This is a genomic window from Arthrobacter sp. 8AJ (assembly GCF_902506025.1).
Lineage (GTDB): Bacteria > Actinomycetota > Actinomycetes > Actinomycetales > Micrococcaceae > Arthrobacter.
In genome coordinates this window covers 1,752,476-1,766,917 of sequence record NZ_LR733289.1, presented here as the reverse complement: position 1 = coordinate 1,766,917, position 14,442 = coordinate 1,752,476, and the positions used below count along the sequence as shown (strand labels likewise).

The 14,442-nt window shown below is 66.1% G+C and carries 11 protein-coding genes, 2 tRNA genes and 1 pseudogene; 11 read left to right on the top strand and 3 right to left on the bottom strand.

What is annotated here, in order from left to right:
* The 3 genes from BACI349Y_RS08195 to BACI349Y_RS08185 all read left to right on the top strand — a co-directional run.
* Positions 1 to 519: sunset domain-containing protein (locus BACI349Y_RS08195; protein ID WP_442858403.1), on the top strand; the 519-nt coding region annotated here is incomplete at its 5' end.
* Positions 473 to 1,672 carry a PQQ-dependent sugar dehydrogenase gene (locus BACI349Y_RS08190; RefSeq protein ID WP_159631695.1) on the top strand — a complete coding sequence of 400 codons (1,200 nt, stop codon included), beginning with the start codon at positions 473 to 475 and terminating at the stop codon, positions 1,670 to 1,672. The genes BACI349Y_RS08195 and BACI349Y_RS08190, both read left to right, overlap by 47 nt.
* A 114-nt stretch (positions 1,673 to 1,786) precedes the next feature.
* Positions 1,787 to 1,862: transfer RNA gene (locus tag BACI349Y_RS08185), tRNA-Lys, on the top strand.
* A gap of 206 nt (positions 1,863 to 2,068) precedes the next feature.
* Here the strand turns inward: BACI349Y_RS08185 and BACI349Y_RS08180 are convergent.
* Positions 2,069 to 2,527, bottom strand: a complete 459-nt coding sequence (locus BACI349Y_RS08180) for a MarR family winged helix-turn-helix transcriptional regulator (protein ID WP_159635391.1) — start codon at positions 2,525 to 2,527, stop codon at positions 2,069 to 2,071.
* 96 nt (positions 2,528 to 2,623) lie between these two features.
* Between BACI349Y_RS08180 and bcp the strand changes: the two genes are divergently transcribed.
* The 8 genes and pseudogenes from bcp to BACI349Y_RS08140 all read left to right on the top strand — a co-directional run bounded on the left by bcp (position 2,624) and on the right by BACI349Y_RS08140 (position 12,659).
* On the top strand, positions 2,624 to 3,097 hold the full coding sequence (bcp, locus tag BACI349Y_RS08175; RefSeq protein ID WP_159631694.1) for a thioredoxin-dependent thiol peroxidase: 474 nt from the start codon (positions 2,624 to 2,626) through the stop codon (positions 3,095 to 3,097).
* A gap of 96 nt (positions 3,098 to 3,193) precedes the next feature.
* Positions 3,194 to 3,275, top strand: a tRNA-Leu gene (locus BACI349Y_RS08170).
* A gap of 234 nt (positions 3,276 to 3,509) precedes the next feature.
* A complete protein-coding gene (locus tag BACI349Y_RS08165; protein ID WP_159631693.1) occupies positions 3,510 to 4,202 on the top strand; it encodes a fasciclin domain-containing protein in 693 nt (230 codons plus the stop codon).
* Positions 4,203 to 4,364: 162 nt separating this feature from the next.
* On the top strand, positions 4,365 to 6,032 hold the full coding sequence (locus BACI349Y_RS08160) for an ABC transporter substrate-binding protein (RefSeq protein ID WP_236560766.1): 1,668 nt from the start codon (positions 4,365 to 4,367) through the stop codon (positions 6,030 to 6,032).
* Positions 6,033 to 6,111: 79 nt separating this feature from the next.
* Positions 6,112 to 7,614 (top strand): malate:quinone oxidoreductase, encoded by a 1,503-nt coding sequence (locus BACI349Y_RS08155; protein WP_159631692.1) that lies wholly within the window; start codon positions 6,112 to 6,114, stop codon positions 7,612 to 7,614.
* 69 nt (positions 7,615 to 7,683) lie between these two features.
* The gene (locus BACI349Y_RS08150; protein WP_159631691.1) at positions 7,684 to 10,914 is read left to right on the top strand and encodes an efflux RND transporter permease subunit; all 3,231 of its coding nucleotides are present in this window, start codon (positions 7,684 to 7,686) and stop codon (positions 10,912 to 10,914) included.
* 190 nt (positions 10,915 to 11,104) lie between these two features.
* Positions 11,105 to 12,198, top strand: a pseudogene (locus tag BACI349Y_RS08145) (LLM class flavin-dependent oxidoreductase).
* On the top strand, positions 12,198 to 12,659 hold the full coding sequence (locus BACI349Y_RS08140) for a MarR family winged helix-turn-helix transcriptional regulator (protein ID WP_159631690.1): 462 nt from the start codon (positions 12,198 to 12,200) through the stop codon (positions 12,657 to 12,659). The pseudogene BACI349Y_RS08145 and the gene BACI349Y_RS08140 overlap by 1 nt, the downstream one beginning before the upstream one ends.
* On the opposite strand, the gene BACI349Y_RS08135 is transcribed toward BACI349Y_RS08140, so the two are convergent.
* A complete protein-coding gene (locus BACI349Y_RS08135; RefSeq protein WP_159631689.1) occupies positions 12,656 to 13,462 on the bottom strand; it encodes a transglutaminase-like domain-containing protein in 807 nt (268 codons plus the stop codon). The genes BACI349Y_RS08140 and BACI349Y_RS08135 overlap by 4 nt on opposite strands.
* A gap of 71 nt (positions 13,463 to 13,533) precedes the next feature.
* On the bottom strand, positions 13,534 to 14,361 hold the full coding sequence (locus BACI349Y_RS08130; RefSeq protein ID WP_236560765.1) for a hypothetical protein: 828 nt from the start codon (positions 14,359 to 14,361) through the stop codon (positions 13,534 to 13,536).
* Positions 14,362 to 14,442: the final 81 nt, after the last annotated feature.

Here is a 14,442-nt window from a genome sequence, read left to right as displayed (position 1 = left end):
GCCGCAGTGGAAGGCGTGGACGACGGCGGCACGGCAGCCGGCGGGCAGGCCCGCGGGCAGGCGCCCCAGCACCTGGCGGACGGCTACCGCGCAGCAGACCAGCACGAGCCCGCGCCGGTCTCCGGCGGCAGCCCCGGCGACGCCGGAGATGCCGAAACGCTGGAGCGCGCCCAGTCCTCCGCACTGGTGGAAAACGGCGCGGACCACCACCAGCCGTCCGGCCAGGGACAGGACGCCGTTCAGGGATTCCCGCAGGGATCCACACCCGGCCATGGCACCACTGCCGCCGAGCCTGCCGGACACCTTGCAGCCGATGAGCCCTACGGCGCGGGCTCGGCTGCACCCGGCCCCGACGGCAGCGGACCGGCGGACTACACGGTCAAGGGCGATGCCGCCGCAATGGTCTACTACGAAGAAGGACATCCGGACTATGAGCAGACCCGGGCGGAAGTCTGGTTCGAATCTGCCGCGCATGCGGAGGCCGCAGGCTTCCGCGCTCCACGGCGCAGACGGCTCTAGCAGGAGGAAGGCCCGCCGCATTGCGGCGGGCCTTCCGCGCCTTGCCCTGTTCCTGGTGCTGGCCGCCTGCACGGGCACGCCAGGGCCGCCTGCACCGGGCACAGACCCTGCCGCCGCGGGCACCCCGCCGGGAGCCGCCGTCGCCAGCTCCGCTCCCCCGGCCACCGAATCCGCCGGCACAGCCCCTGTCCATGCCCCACCCGCTGTGCAGGAACGGTTGGAGCTGCAGCTGGACACGCCCTGGGCGGCGGTCTTCCTCCCCGACGGCACCGCCGTCATTTCCGAGCGCGGGACCGCACTGCTGAAGGCCGTTCGGGACGGCGCCGCCACAACACTGGGGAAGGTGCCCGACGTGGCGCCCGCAGGAGAAGGAGGCCTGCTGGGCCTGGCGTTTTCGCCGCATTTTGAGGCTGACCACTCCCTCTATGCCTACACGACCACCAGGGAGGACAACCGGGTGGTCCGGCTTACCGTCGAACGCGGCGCTGATGGTTCACTGACGCTGGGCCGGCCGCAGGCCGTCTTTACGGGAATACCCAAAGCCGGCACCCACAACGGAGGCAGGATCCGGTTCGGCCCGGACGGGTTCCTGTATGTGGGCACCGGCGACGCCCAGCGCCGCGAGCAGGCCCAGGACCCCGCCGCCCTGGGCGGGAAGATCCTTCGGCTCACTCCGGACGGCGTCCCCGCGCCCGGCAACCCGTTCGGGAACGCCGTCTACAGCCTTGGCCACCGGAACGTCCAGGGCCTGGCGTGGGACGAAGCAGGCCGGCTGTGGGCCAGCGAGTTCGGACCGGACGTGGACGATGAGCTGAACCTGATCCTGCCCGGCGCCAATTACGGCTGGCCGGACGTCACCGGGGCACCGCACCGCGCCGGCTTCGAGGACGCAAAAGTCGTCTGGCCCTCCACCCGTGAGTCCTCCCCCAGCGGGCTGGAAATATCCGGCGGTACCGCCTACCTGGGTGCGCTCAGGGGCGAACGGCTCTGGACCGTGCCGCTCAAGGGAACAGACACCGGGCAACCTGTGGCCTATTTCACAGGTCAATACGGCCGGATCCGGGACGTCATCCGGGCACCCAACGGCAGCTTATGGATGCTTACGAACGGCAAAAACCCTGATTTTGCGCTGATTTTGCGGATCCCACAGTGAATCAGGAACCCACGGGAGCGCCGATTTCACTTGCACCAAAAGTTCGTGTAGAGTTTCATGTCGTTGCGGAGATCAACGGGAAAGAAAAAGCCCGGGGATGGAAGCAAAAAAGATGCACCTCTAGCTCAATTGGCAGAGCAATTGACTCTTAATCAATGGGTTCCGGGTTCAAGTCCCGGGGGGTGCACCACTGGGAAAACAGCCTCCGGTTTGTGGAAACACAGACCGGGGGCTGTTTTGTTATGTGCTCCCATCATCGATTGCTCCGTACTTGTCTTTATCAGGGCTCAAAACGGCAAGTACGGAGCAATCGATGGTGGCCGGGCACAAAAAGCGCGGCCCTGGTTTTTTCAAACCAGGGCCGCGCTTTCCTGACGCTGCCTGCAGCGTCAACGGTTACTTGGCGACGTTGTCCATAAGGGCTCCGGCGTTGCTGGGCGTCGTGGAGAACTGGCTGGCCAGCTCCCGGACCACAGCTTTGAGTTCCTGGCGGAGAAGCTCAGGGTCGATTGACGCCGATGCCAGGACGGATCGCTCCATCTCCACGGCCTGGGCAACGGCTTCCTTGCCCTGCTCGGTCAGCGACACGACGTGGCTCCTGCGGTCCGAGGTGCTGCGCACCCGGGCGATGTGGCCGTGGGACTCAAGGCGGCTGAGGGTCTTGCCCATGGTCTGGGCCTGTACGCGGACGTACTGGGCAAGCTGGGCCTGGGTCATGGGCCCTTGCGCGGCAAGGACCTCGATGGCGATAACACCGGCATGGGTGAGGCCGATGGCGCCGAGTTTTTCGTTCCAGGAGTGCTCAACGAGTCGCGCAGCAGTGGACAGAAGGCGCCCTGTGGGCCAGTGATCCATATCAGGCATAGCAGCCAGTATAGCCAAATGCCGATTAGCACTCGTTCCACCTGCTTACTAGGCTGTTGTGTCCCGCCCGCAACAAGGAGAAAAACAATGGCTGAAAGGCTCGTTACCGGCGACAAGGCACCGGCTTTCACCCTGCAGGATTCCACCGGCAAGGACGTCAGCCTGGCTCCCCGGCCTGGCCGCTCCACCATCGTCTACTTCTACCCGGCAGCCTCCACTCCGGGCTGCACCAAGGAGGCGTGCGACTTCCGGGACAGCCTTGCCTCCCTGCAGGCCGCCGGCTACGACGTCCTGGGGATCTCCCCCGACCCCGTGGAGAAGCTGGCAAAATTCGCGGACACAGAGTCCTTGACGTTCCCGCTGCTTTCGGATGCCGACCATGCCGTGGCCGGGGCCTACGGCGCCTGGGGCGAAAAGAAGAACTACGGCAAGACGTACGAGGGCCTGATCCGGTCCACCATCGTGGTGGACCCGGACGGCAAGGTGGCACTGGCCCAGTACAACGTCCGGGCCACGGGCCACGTGGCCAAGCTTCGGCGGGACCTGAACCTGGACGCCTGACCCCGCCGGGGCCTGCCGGGGACACCGCCCGGCGCAACGCTACAATGGACTCTGGCATCCGGCGTCGAACGCTTGGCGTTCCCGTCAGGAAGCCGCGCGCGAGTGGTGAAATTGGCAGACACGCAGGATTTAGGTTCCTGTGCCTTCGGGCGTGGGGGTTCAAGTCCCCCCTTGCGCACACTGGGAATCCCCCGGCTCCGGCCGGGGGATTCCTGCGTTAAACGCCCGGCGGCCCTGCCGGCTGGTTAGTGCCCCGAATCGAAAAACTCCAAAGATCCACCCATCCATTGCTGCCCACCGGCCGAATAGCCATTGAGACACCAGCCAAGGGCAGGTGCCCACCCCCCAGGCAGGCTGCACACCACGAACACACAGTCCGCAGTCGGCAGCAATCGATCCAAGGAGAACCACAATGCAGACCTTCAAGCGCACCACTTTCACCGTCGCAGGCGTTGCAGCAGCTGCTCTGCTCAGCCTCACCGCGTGCGGCGGTTCCGGCAGCACCTCCGGCTCCTCGGCCTCCTCCGCGCCGATGTCATCGGCGCCCAGCTCCAGCATGGCGTCCCCGTCCTCCAGCGCAATGGCCAGCTCCTCGGCGGGCACCATGGACCCGGCAGCAAACCTGGTTGGCCCCGGCTGCGCCGCCTACGCCAAGCAGGTTCCCACTGGTGCGGGTTCCGTGGAGGGCATGGCCCTTGACCCGGTCGCCGTCGCAGCCTCCAACAACCCCATCCTGACCACGCTTACCGCGGCAGTTTCCGGCAAGCTGAACCCCAAGGTTGACCTCGTGGACACGCTCAACGGTGGCGAGTTCACCGTGTTCGCACCTGTGGACGACGCCTTCAAGAAGATCGACCCCGCCACCATCGAAACGCTGAAGACGGACGATGCGCTGCTGAGCAAGATCCTCACCTACCACGTAGTCCCCGGCCAGATCACCCCGGACAAGATCGCCGGCACGCACGCCACGGTTGAGGGCGGCTCCGTCACGGTGACCGGCAGCGGCGACAACCTCAAGGTGGACAACGCCAACGTGGTCTGCGGCGGCGTCAAGACCAAGAACGCGACGGTCTACCTGATCGACTCGGTCCTCATGCCCAAGTAAGCCCTCTCTCCGCCCCCCAACACAGGGCCGGGTCCGCCACTGACCGGCGGACCCGGCCCTGGCGCGTCATGTGCCAGCCTGGGGCCGGCCGCAAGCCCCGTCCTCTAGACTGGTCCCGGCCCGCAAGCGGCGGAGCCGGCAGCATCCAGAGGTGATAAACGAGTGCCCAGCAGTACATCGCGGCGGACGGTCATCAAGGCCGGCGCCGTCCTCATGGCGCTGGGCGTGACGTCGTGCACGGGCATGCCGTCCCCCTCCCCCACGTCCGGCACGCCCAGCTCCCCTCCGGCCGAGCCCCAAGCCACCTTCAATTTCGGCACCGCGGCCCAGCCCCTGGGCCTGGACCCGGCCCTGTCCAACGACGTGGAATCCCAGCGCATCACCCGCCAGATCCTCGAAGGCCTGGTGGGCGTGGACCAGACCACCGGCAAACCCACGCCGCTGCTGGCAACCGAATGGAACGAGTCCAACGAGGGCCGGACCTACACTTTCAAGCTCCGCACCGGGGTCACCTTCCAGGACGGCACCCCGTTTAACGCCGACGCCGTCTGCGCCAACTTCAACCGCTGGTTTGCCTTCCCTGCCGAGCTGCGGAAGCAGGCTCCCGGCAGCTCCTTCAAGGGCGTGTTCAAGGCCCACTCCGACGAGCCCGGACTTTCGATTTTCAAGAGCTGTAGCGCGGTGGCACCGGACACGGTACAGATCGACCTCACCCAGCGATTCACTGCCTTCCTCCAGGCACTGACCCTCCCGGCCTTCGCGATCGCATCCCCGGCCGCCCTGGCCTCGGGTAAAGCGGACGTCCTGGACCAGAACCGGGGCGGCCAGGCCATGTCGGCCTTCGCCACGAATCCGGTCGGCACCGGGCCCTTCACGCTTGCCGCCTGGGGCACCGCCAACGTCACCCTCGCCAGCAACAAGACCTACTGGGGCGACCGCGGCCAGATCGCCACCATCAACTTCCTGGCCTACAACCACCCCCAGACCCGCCTCCAGGCGCTGCTGGACGGCACGATCGACGGCTACGACGCCGTCACCGTGGGAAACTTCGACCAGTTGGTCAAGCGAGGCAAACAGATCGTGCAGCGCGACCCGTTCTCCGTGATGTATGTGGGCATCAACCAGGACATCCCGATACTCCAGAACCAGAAGATCCGGCAGGCGGTGGAGCTTGCCATCGACAAGGAAACGTTGATCCGGAAGTTCTTTATCGACAACACCGCCAAGGCCACGCAGTTTGTCCCGCCCAAGATCAGCGGCTTCAACAATGACGCGCCGGAACTTGGACACGATCCGGCCAAGGCCAAGGACTACCTCAAAGAGGGCGGCTACGCGGGCGAGGAACTGAAGTTCTACTACCCCTTGAACGTCACCCGGCCGTACCTACCCACCCCTGAAAAGGTCTATGCCGAGCTCAGCCGCCAGCTCACCGCCGTCGGCTTCAACATCCGGCCCGTGCCGGTTGACTGGTCGGACGGCTACCTGCAGAAGGTCCAGTCGGCCGGCGACCATGCCCTCCACATCCTTGGGTGGAACGGCTCCTACTCCGACGCCGACAACTTTGTTGGTCCCCTCTTCGGGGAGAAGAACGGCGAGTTCGGGTACCAGGATCCCCAGGTCTTTTCAAAGATCAACCGTGCACGGGGGCTCCCTGACGGGAAAGAGCGGGATGAGCTTTATCACACCATCAACGCCCAGATCGCCGCGACGGTACCGGCGGTTCCCATCGCCTTCCCCATCTCCGCACTTGCCCTGTCAGACCGCGTGCTCAGCTACCCGGCTTCACCGGTCTTAAACGAAGTTTTCACGAAGGTCCAGCTAAAGCCTTGACGGCCCGGGCCAATTTCAGTATGAGGGCCGCGCAGGGATATTCTGTGACAGCCAGAGCCGCTGCAATCGGAGACTGATCGTGACCTTCATTTCCAAGACCCCACACGCCGACGTTGTCCTGATAGGCGGCGGCATCATGAGCGCCACGCTGGGGGCATTCCTCAAGCAGCTGGAGCCGGACTGGACCATCTCCCTGTTCGAACGGCTGGACCAGCCTGGCCTCGAAAGCTCGGACCCATGGAACAACGCAGGAACGGGCCACGCCGCCCTCTGCGAACTCAACTACTCCCCCGCAGCCAAAGACGGCTCCGTCAGCCCGAACAAGGCACTGCTCATCAACGAACAGTTCCAGCTCTCCCGCCAGTTCTGGTCCCACCTGGTGGACAACAACCTCATCGGTTCCCCCAAGGGCTTCATCAACACCGTCCCGCACATGAGCTTCGTGATCGGCGAAGACCACACCAAATTCCTGAAGACCCGGTACGAGGCACTGAAGCCGCACCCCCTGTTCCGGAGCATGGAGTACTCCGAGGACCACGCCCAAATCGCCAAGTGGGCACCGCTGATCGTCAAGGGCCGCGACCCCCAGCAGCGTATTGCCGCCACCCGCGCCGCCGAGGGCACCGATGTGGACTTCGGCGCACTCACCCGCGAGCTGACCAGCTATCTGGGGAACAACGGCGTCGAAATCAACTACGGCCACGATGTCACCGGGATCTCCCGCGCCTCCGACGGCGGCTGGGACCTGACGCTGAAGCACCCCCGGTCAGGGGAACACGGCAAGATCCACGCCAAGTTCGTCTTCGTCGGCGCCGGCGGCGGTGCCCTGCACCTGCTCCAGGCCTCCGGTATCCCGGAAAGCAAGGGCTACGGCGGATTCCCGGTCTCCGGCCAGTTCTTCCGCTGCACGGACGAAACCATCGCCGCCCAGCACAGCGCCAAGGTCTACGGCCAGGCCTCCGTGGGCGCGCCGCCGATGTCCGTTCCGCACCTGGACACCCGCTACGTCAACGGGAAGCGTTCGCTCCTCTTCGGCCCGTACGCAGGCTTCTCCACCAACTTCCTGAAGAACGGCTCCTACCTGGACCTGCCCCTGTCCATCCGCCCCGGCAACATCATTCCGATGCTGGCCGTGGCCAAGGACAACATGGACCTCACGGCCTACCTGGTCAAGGAAGTGGTCAAGCGCCACGACCAGAAGGTCGAGGCGCTGCGCGAGTACTACCCCGAGGCAAAGGGCGGGGACTGGGAACTCATCACCGCCGGCCAGCGTGTACAGATCATCAAGAAAGACCCGCAAAAGGGCGGCATCCTCCAGTTCGGTACTGAAGTGATTGCCGGCCGTGACGGCTCCATCGGTGCGCTCCTGGGCGCTTCGCCGGGGGCGTCGACCGCTGTCCCCATCATGATCGAGCTGCTCCAGAAGACGTTCCCCAAGAACTTCAAGGGCTGGCAGTTCAAGCTCAAGGACATGATGCCCGGCTACGGGGTGAAGCTGGATGAGAATCCTGACCTTGCCGCGGAGCTGGAACGGGCAACGGCCGCGTCCCTCCAGCTGGAGAGTGTTTCCGCCAGCCACTGACCCTGCCGGGGCCAGCGGCTGGCACCCCCAGGGCTTGTACCAGTCACTTAGACCCCCAGGAGACCGCCCATGTTCCGGTTGGCGCACCTTTCCCTGGCGAACCGGGCCCTGATCGCGCTGATCACCGTCTTCGCCTCGGTCTTCGGCGTGATCACCATGTCGTCGCTGAAGCAGGAACTCATTCCTTCGATTGAGTTCCCGCAGATCACAGTGCTCACCTCCATGCCGGGGGCGTCGCCCGAAGTGGTGGACAAGCAGGTCAGCGGTCCGCTGGAAAAGGCGCTGAACGGCGTGGAGGGGCTGGAATCCACCTCCTCCACATCGCGGACCGGCGTCTCCCAGATCACCATGGTGTTCACCTATGGATCGAACCTGGACCGGGCCCGGAACCAGATCGACCGGGCCATTTCGAATGCCAAGCGGACGCTGCCCAGCGACGTCCAGCCGCAGGCCATCGCCGGAAGCATCAGCGACTTCCCGATTGTTTTCCTCGCCGTCTCCTCGGACAAGCCACTCAGTGAACTGAACGCGGACCTCCAGCGCCTCAGCGTGCCCAGGCTGCAGAAGATCGACGGCGTCCGCAGCGCCGACGTCACGGGCGGCGCCTCCCAGCACATCGAGATCCTCCCCCGCACCGACGCCATGGCAGCGGCGGGGGCAGGCGTCACGGCCATCCGCGATGCCCTGTCCAACAACGGCGCGCTGATCCCTGCCGGAACACTCGAGGACCAGGGCAAGACCCTCTCGCTGCAGATCGGCAGCCCCGTCGATTCCCTCGATGCCATCAAGGCCCTGCCCCTTTCCGGCACCAAGAACGCGGCGACCATCGGCTCGGTGGCCGATGTTTCCCTCAAGGACGACGAGCGCACCTCCATCACCCGCACCAACGGCGCCGAGACGCTGGCCGTCTCCGTGACCAAGAAACCCGAGGGTGACACGGTGGCGATCTCCCACGCGGTGCGGGACTCCCTGAATGAACTCGAGACGGAACTGGGTTCGAACGCCAAGTTCACCCCCGTCTTCGACCAGGCGCCGTTCATCGAAAAGTCCATCAAGGACCTCACCACGGAAGGCCTGCTGGGGCTGGGATTCGCCGTCGCCGTCATCCTGCTCTTCCTGATGTCTGCCCGGTCCACGCTGGTCACGGCCGTCTCCATTCCGCTGTCCCTGCTGATCACGTTCATCGGCCTGTCAGCCACCGGCTACTCACTGAACATCCTGACGCTGGGCGCCCTCACCATCGCGATCGGGCGGGTCGTGGACGACTCGATCGTGGTCATCGAAAACATCAAGCGGCACCTCAGCTACGGCGAGGAAAAGTCGACGGCGATCCTCACCGCCATCAGGGAGGTGGCCGGCGCCATCACCGCCTCCACCCTGACCACGGTGGCGGTGTTCCTGCCCATCGCGTTTGTCGGTGAACTGGCCGGTGAACTGTTCCGGCCGTTCGCCCTGACAGTCACCATGGCCCTGCTGGCGTCGCTGCTGGTATCCCTGACCATCGTTCCGGTGCTGGCCTACTGGTTCCTGAAGAACCCCAAGGGCGGCCCCGCCGGCGCGGCCGCAGGCTCCTCCGAGGCGCGGCGCATTGCCGACGAGGCCAAGGCAAGGGCCCACGACGCCGAGCAGCGCAGCCGGCTGCAGCGCGGCTACCTGCCCATCCTCCGGTCCACTCAGAAGCACCCCGTCATCACCTTGGTGGCGGCTGTCCTGGTGCTCGGAGCCACCGGTGCCATGACCCCGCTGCTGGCCACCAACCTCCTGGGAAATTCCGGGCAAAACAGCCTGACCGTGCGCCAGGTACTGCCGGCCGGAACCAGCCTGGCCGACACCAGTGCCGCCGCCATCCGCCTCGAAGGGGTCCTCCGCGGCATCGACGGCATCAAGGATGTCCAGGTCACGTCCGGCAACGCCCAGGCAGGCTTCGCCGCACTCACCTCCACCGGCTCCTCCAACTCGACGTTCACGGTGGTGACCGACGAAAAGGCCAACCAGGAACGGCTCCAGGACACTGTGCGCTCGGAGCTTGCGAAGGTCCCCGATGCGGGAAAGATCTCCGTAGGGACCCAGCAGGGCGGGTTCGGCACCTCGTCCACCGTCGACATCACACTGAAGGCTGCTACCAGCGCCGACCTGCAGTCGGCCAGCGACACCATGGTGGCCGCCATGACGGGCGTCCCCGGGACCAGCGAGGTGGCCAGCAACCTTGCCGCCAGCAACCCCGTGGTGCAGGTTAAGGTGGACCGGGCCAAAGCCGCGGCCGCCGGCCTGAACGAGGAACAGGTGGCCGGCGTCCTGGCCTCCACCATCAGCCCCATCCCGGCCGGCACGGTCCGGATCGACACCAACGACTTCCCCGTCCGGATCGGCCAGGGCACCAAGTTCACCAGCATCGATGCCGTCCGCAACATCCCGCTTCCGGCGGGCGGCCGGCCGGTGACGCTGGGAAGCATCGCGGCCGTGGAGCAGGTGGACGTCCCCGTCTCCATCACTGCCAGCAACGGTGAGCGCACCGCCAAGGTGTCCATCACGCCGTCGGGCTCCAACCTGGGCGCAGTGAACACCGAAGTCCAAAAGCGCCTGGCCGACGTCCAGCTGCCGCCGGGAGTCACCGCCACCATCGGTGGCGCCACCACCCAGCAGGCAGAATCCTTCCGGCAACTGGGCCTGGCCCTGCTGGCAGCCATCGCCATCGTGTACGTGATCATGGTGGCCACCTTCAAGTCACTCATCCAGCCGCTGATCCTGCTGGTCTCGGTTCCGTTCGCGGCCACCGGTGCCGTGGCCCTGCTGCTGCTCACGGGCGTGCCGCTGGGCCTGCCGTCGCTCATCGGCATGCTGATGCTCGTGGGCATCGTCGTCACCAACGCCATCGTGCTGATCGACCTGATCAACCAGTACCGGCAGCCACGCGACGGCCGGCCGGGCATGAACGTGGCGGACGCCATCACGAACGGCGCCCGGCAGCGGCTCCGGCCCATCCTCATGACGGCACTTGCCACGGTCTTTGCCCTGACCCCCATGGCCCTGGGCCTCACGGGCGGCGGCGGATTCATTTCCCAGCCGCTGGCGGTGGTGGTCATCGGCGGCCTGGTGTCCTCCACGGCGCTGACCCTGATCCTGGTTCCGGTGCTCTACCGCCTGGTGGAAGGCCGGCGCGAGAAGAAGGCGCTGCTGCGGGACCTGCAGGCCCGCCCGGAACCCGGGCCCGGTTCGGACATCGACGCCGAATTCAGGGATTGGACCACCGGCCAGGTCCCCAAAGTCAGCGGCCGCCGGGCAGCGCCCGGCGCCGGATAAGGCCCAACGCTGCAGCGATGCCCGTACCAGATCCTGGTGCGGGCATCGCTGCGTTCCAGGGCATGGCACGGAAGCAGGGGCCGGGAATAATCCGCGGGACATGGTGTTACAGAAGGCAATAGATGCAAATGCATCTAAATTGGTCTACACTGGAGCTAAGCCAGCAAGTCCAGGAACGGAAAGGCACGTCATGCAGATCGGTGTATTCAGCGTCAGCGACATCACCACGGACCCCACCACGGGCCACACCCCCACCGAACACGAGCGCATTAAAGCCTCGGTGGCCATTGCCAAAAAGGTCGAGGAAATCGGCATGGATGTCTACGCCATCGGCGAGCACCACAACCGGCCTTTCTTTTCCTCCTCCCGTACATCGCAGCCCAGACCGAACGCATCATCCTCTCCACGGCGACCACGCTGATCACCACCAATGACCCGGTGAAGATCGCCGAGGACTTCGCCATGCTTCAGCACTTGTCCGACGGCCGCGTCGACCTGGTCTTGGGCCGCGGCAACACCGCGCCGGTCTACCCGTGGTTCGGCAAGAACATCCAGGACGGCGTGGAACTGGCCGTCGAGAACTACAGCCTCCTGCGCAAGCTGTGGGATGAGGACACTGTGAACTGGTCCGGCAAGTTCCGCACCCCGCTGCAGAACTTCACCTCCACCCCGCGCCCGCTCGACGGCGTGGCCCCCTTCGTGTGGCACGGTTCCATCCGCACGCCGCAGATCGCCGAGGTGGCCGCCTACTTTGGTGACGGTTTCTTCGCCAACAACATTTTCTGGCCCAAGGAGCACTACCAGCAGCTGATCGGCCTCTACCGGGAGCGGTACGAGCACTACGGCCACGGCAAGGCGGACCAGGCGATCGTGGGACTCGGCGGCCAGTTCTTCATGCGCAAGAACTCCCAGGATGCGGTGAAGGAATTCCGCCCGTACTTCGACAACGCCCCCGTCTACGGCCACGGCCCGTCCCTGGAGGACTTCACCTCGCAGACACCGCTGACCGTGGGGAGCCCCCAGGAAGTCATCGAAAAGACCCTGGCCTTCCGCGAGTACTTCGGCGACTACCAGCGCCAGCTGTTCCTGATCGACCACGCCGGCCTGCCGCTGAAGACCGTCCTGGAGCAGCTGGACCTCTTCGGTGAGGAAGTGCTGCCGGTCCTGCGCAGGGAGTACGCAGCCCTTAAGCCCGCCCACGTTCCGGAGCCGCCCACCCACGCAGGACGCGTGGCCGCCCTGCTGGCGTCACAGGACGCCGGCAAAGCCACCCCGGTGGCGTAATGGCTGCGGGAGGATCGGAATCGCCGGTGCGGCTGGCGGCGGAAACCTGGGAATCGCTGTTCCGGGCGCAGGTGGCTGTCATGCGGAAGCTGCAGTCCGGACCGGCGTTCCGGAAGCTTGCGGTGAACGAATACGACGTCCTGTTCACGCTCTCCCGCTGCCCGTCCGGCTGGCTGCGGCTCAACGAGCTCAACGACAACGTCCTGTTGAGCCAGTCAAGCCTCAGCCGGCTGGTGGAGCGGCTCGAAAAGCGGGGACTGGTGGCCCGGATGCCGGCGCCGGAGGACGGCCGCGGCGTGCTGCTCAAGCTGACGGACGAGGGCCGGGAACTGCAGAAGGAGATCGGCCGCGAGCACGTGCGGGACATCTCGGCCCTGCTGGGCCCCGCACTGACGGCCGCTGAGCAGAAGGAACTCATGCGGCTTACCGACAAGCTGCGGAACTCGCTGGGGAAGCGCTAGCCCAGCTGCACGAGCCGGGCGGGGTCCTCTGCCGGCAGGTCCCCGTCCACCACGGCGGTCACGCGCAGCTGGTTCAACACCAGGCTGCCGCCCACCGTGGAAAGGAAGGCCGTGTCGGACGAGTCCCGGCCCGCAGTGATGCGCAGCATCGACTCCCGCGGGGCAAGCCCCGTGGGGTCGATGACGTGCCAAGCACCCTCCACATAGGCTTCCGCCACGGCGTGGAAATCCATGGGATTCAAGCCGGGGGCGTAAACAGCCGTGAGGCGGGCGGGGATGTCCTTGGACCGCAGCAGGGCAATGGCCAGGTGCGCGAAGTCCCGGCAGACCCCGCGCCTGCTCAGGAGCGTCTCCACCGCGCCATCCGTGCCACGGGAGGAGCCGCTGATGTACCGCAGTTCGCCATTGACCCACTCGCGGACCGCATGCACCAGGTCGGCCCCGTGGACCCCGCCGAATTCCGCGTAGGCGGTCGGCAGCAGCCGGTCCGACTCGGCATACCGGCTGGGACGCACGTAGCGGATGCGGTCGGCCAGGCACGCCTCCTCGGGCACGGCGCGGCCGGTCACCGTGGCCGAGTATTCCACCGTGACTTCGGCAGGCTCGGCGAACTCCATGTAGTGGAACCGGCCGCCGTGGTGGTCCGAAATTTCCGTCAGGGGAACGTCCGCACCCCCGGCCGTCACGGACAGGGATTCGTCAAAGGATGAGTAGCCGCTGTTCCTCGCCACGGCAATGGCCATGGCCACCTTGGTGTTGGCGATTGTCTTGAAGGCCAGGCGTGCGGAAACAGAGCGTTCCATGAATCTCCGGGGGTGTTGGGGGTGGAAGGCAAGTCGGGCGCACCGGCACCTGGTGGGCGCGGGCAGCGGGACTAGTTTTTGACCTTCAGCGACATTAGCATCCGCTGCACGTTGGCGAAGTCAGGGCTCCCGTTGACGTACTGGGCCGCCTGGTCCAGCGTGTCGAACGCCTTCGCCGGGGCCACCTTTTCGTCCGGCGCGAAGGCCTTGAGGGCCACCAGGTCCCCAAACGAGTAGTCCCCCTTCCCTGCCGGACCACGCACCACGTTGCGCAGCTCGCACGCCTTCCCGTCGGTTCCTCCCACCAGGTTGGTGATGCCGTAGGAACCGAAGTAGCGGTAACCCTGGATCACCCGGTAGACCATGCGTGGCGGGATGGTTCCCTCCCCACCCTGCGCGGCAAGGTCGAACGGTACGCTGCTGATCACCGTGTACGGGCGCTGCGCGCTGTCCGGGCAGTCAACGGACGACGGCGGCAGTCCCGTCCTGAGCGAAGCCATGAAGGTTCCGTCGGGCTTCTTCACGTCAATCTTGAGTCCGCCGGGAAGGACGCCTTCCTCCGGCGCAACGGACTGGGCGATCCAGTCCGCCGGCAAATCGAAGCTGACCGTCTTTGCGGGATCGGAGAACGTCTTCCAGGACGTTGCGGTGGGCACCGCCTGGGGTTCGCCGGAGGCCGGTGCTGATGTTGCTGCACTGCCGGTCGGCGCCGCTGCCGTGGCGCCGGCGCCCGCCCCGTCGGCCTGAGAGGCCGTTCCGGACGCTGCCGGCGCTGAAGGGTCCGGCTGCGCGGTCCATCCGGGGCCGGCCGCCTGCGGCGCGGAACACGCTGCCAGCAGAACCGCGCCGGCCACGAGGGAGATACCGGAAAGAACAGCCTTTGCTGGCGCGCCTGTCATGAGGCCCAGCCTAACGGGGACCATCCCGCTCACCCGTCTGCCGCGGCGGTGTTTCCTGCATCCGGGACACCCACCCCCGGC

What these genes read in the sequence shown, in the direction of transcription:
- BACI349Y_RS08190 (WP_159631695.1), top strand. Translation starts at nt 473, where the DNA reads ATGCGGAGGCCGCAGGCTTCCGCGCTCCACGGCGCAGACGGCTCTAGC.
- BACI349Y_RS08180 (WP_159635391.1), bottom strand. Translation starts at nt 2,527, where the DNA reads ATGGATCACTGGCCCACAGGGCGCCTTCTGTCCACTGCTGCGCGACTC.
- bcp (WP_159631694.1), top strand. Translation starts at nt 2,624, where the DNA reads ATGGCTGAAAGGCTCGTTACCGGCGACAAGGCACCGGCTTTCACCCTG.
- BACI349Y_RS08165 (WP_159631693.1), top strand. Translation starts at nt 3,510, where the DNA reads ATGCAGACCTTCAAGCGCACCACTTTCACCGTCGCAGGCGTTGCAGCA.
- BACI349Y_RS08150 (WP_159631691.1), top strand. Translation starts at nt 7,684, where the DNA reads ATGTTCCGGTTGGCGCACCTTTCCCTGGCGAACCGGGCCCTGATCGCG.
- BACI349Y_RS08140 (WP_159631690.1), top strand. Translation starts at nt 12,198, where the DNA reads ATGGCTGCGGGAGGATCGGAATCGCCGGTGCGGCTGGCGGCGGAAACC.
- BACI349Y_RS08135 (WP_159631689.1), bottom strand. Translation starts at nt 13,462, where the DNA reads ATGGAACGCTCTGTTTCCGCACGCCTGGCCTTCAAGACAATCGCCAAC.
- BACI349Y_RS08130 (WP_236560765.1), bottom strand. Translation starts at nt 14,361, where the DNA reads ATGACAGGCGCGCCAGCAAAGGCTGTTCTTTCCGGTATCTCCCTCGTG.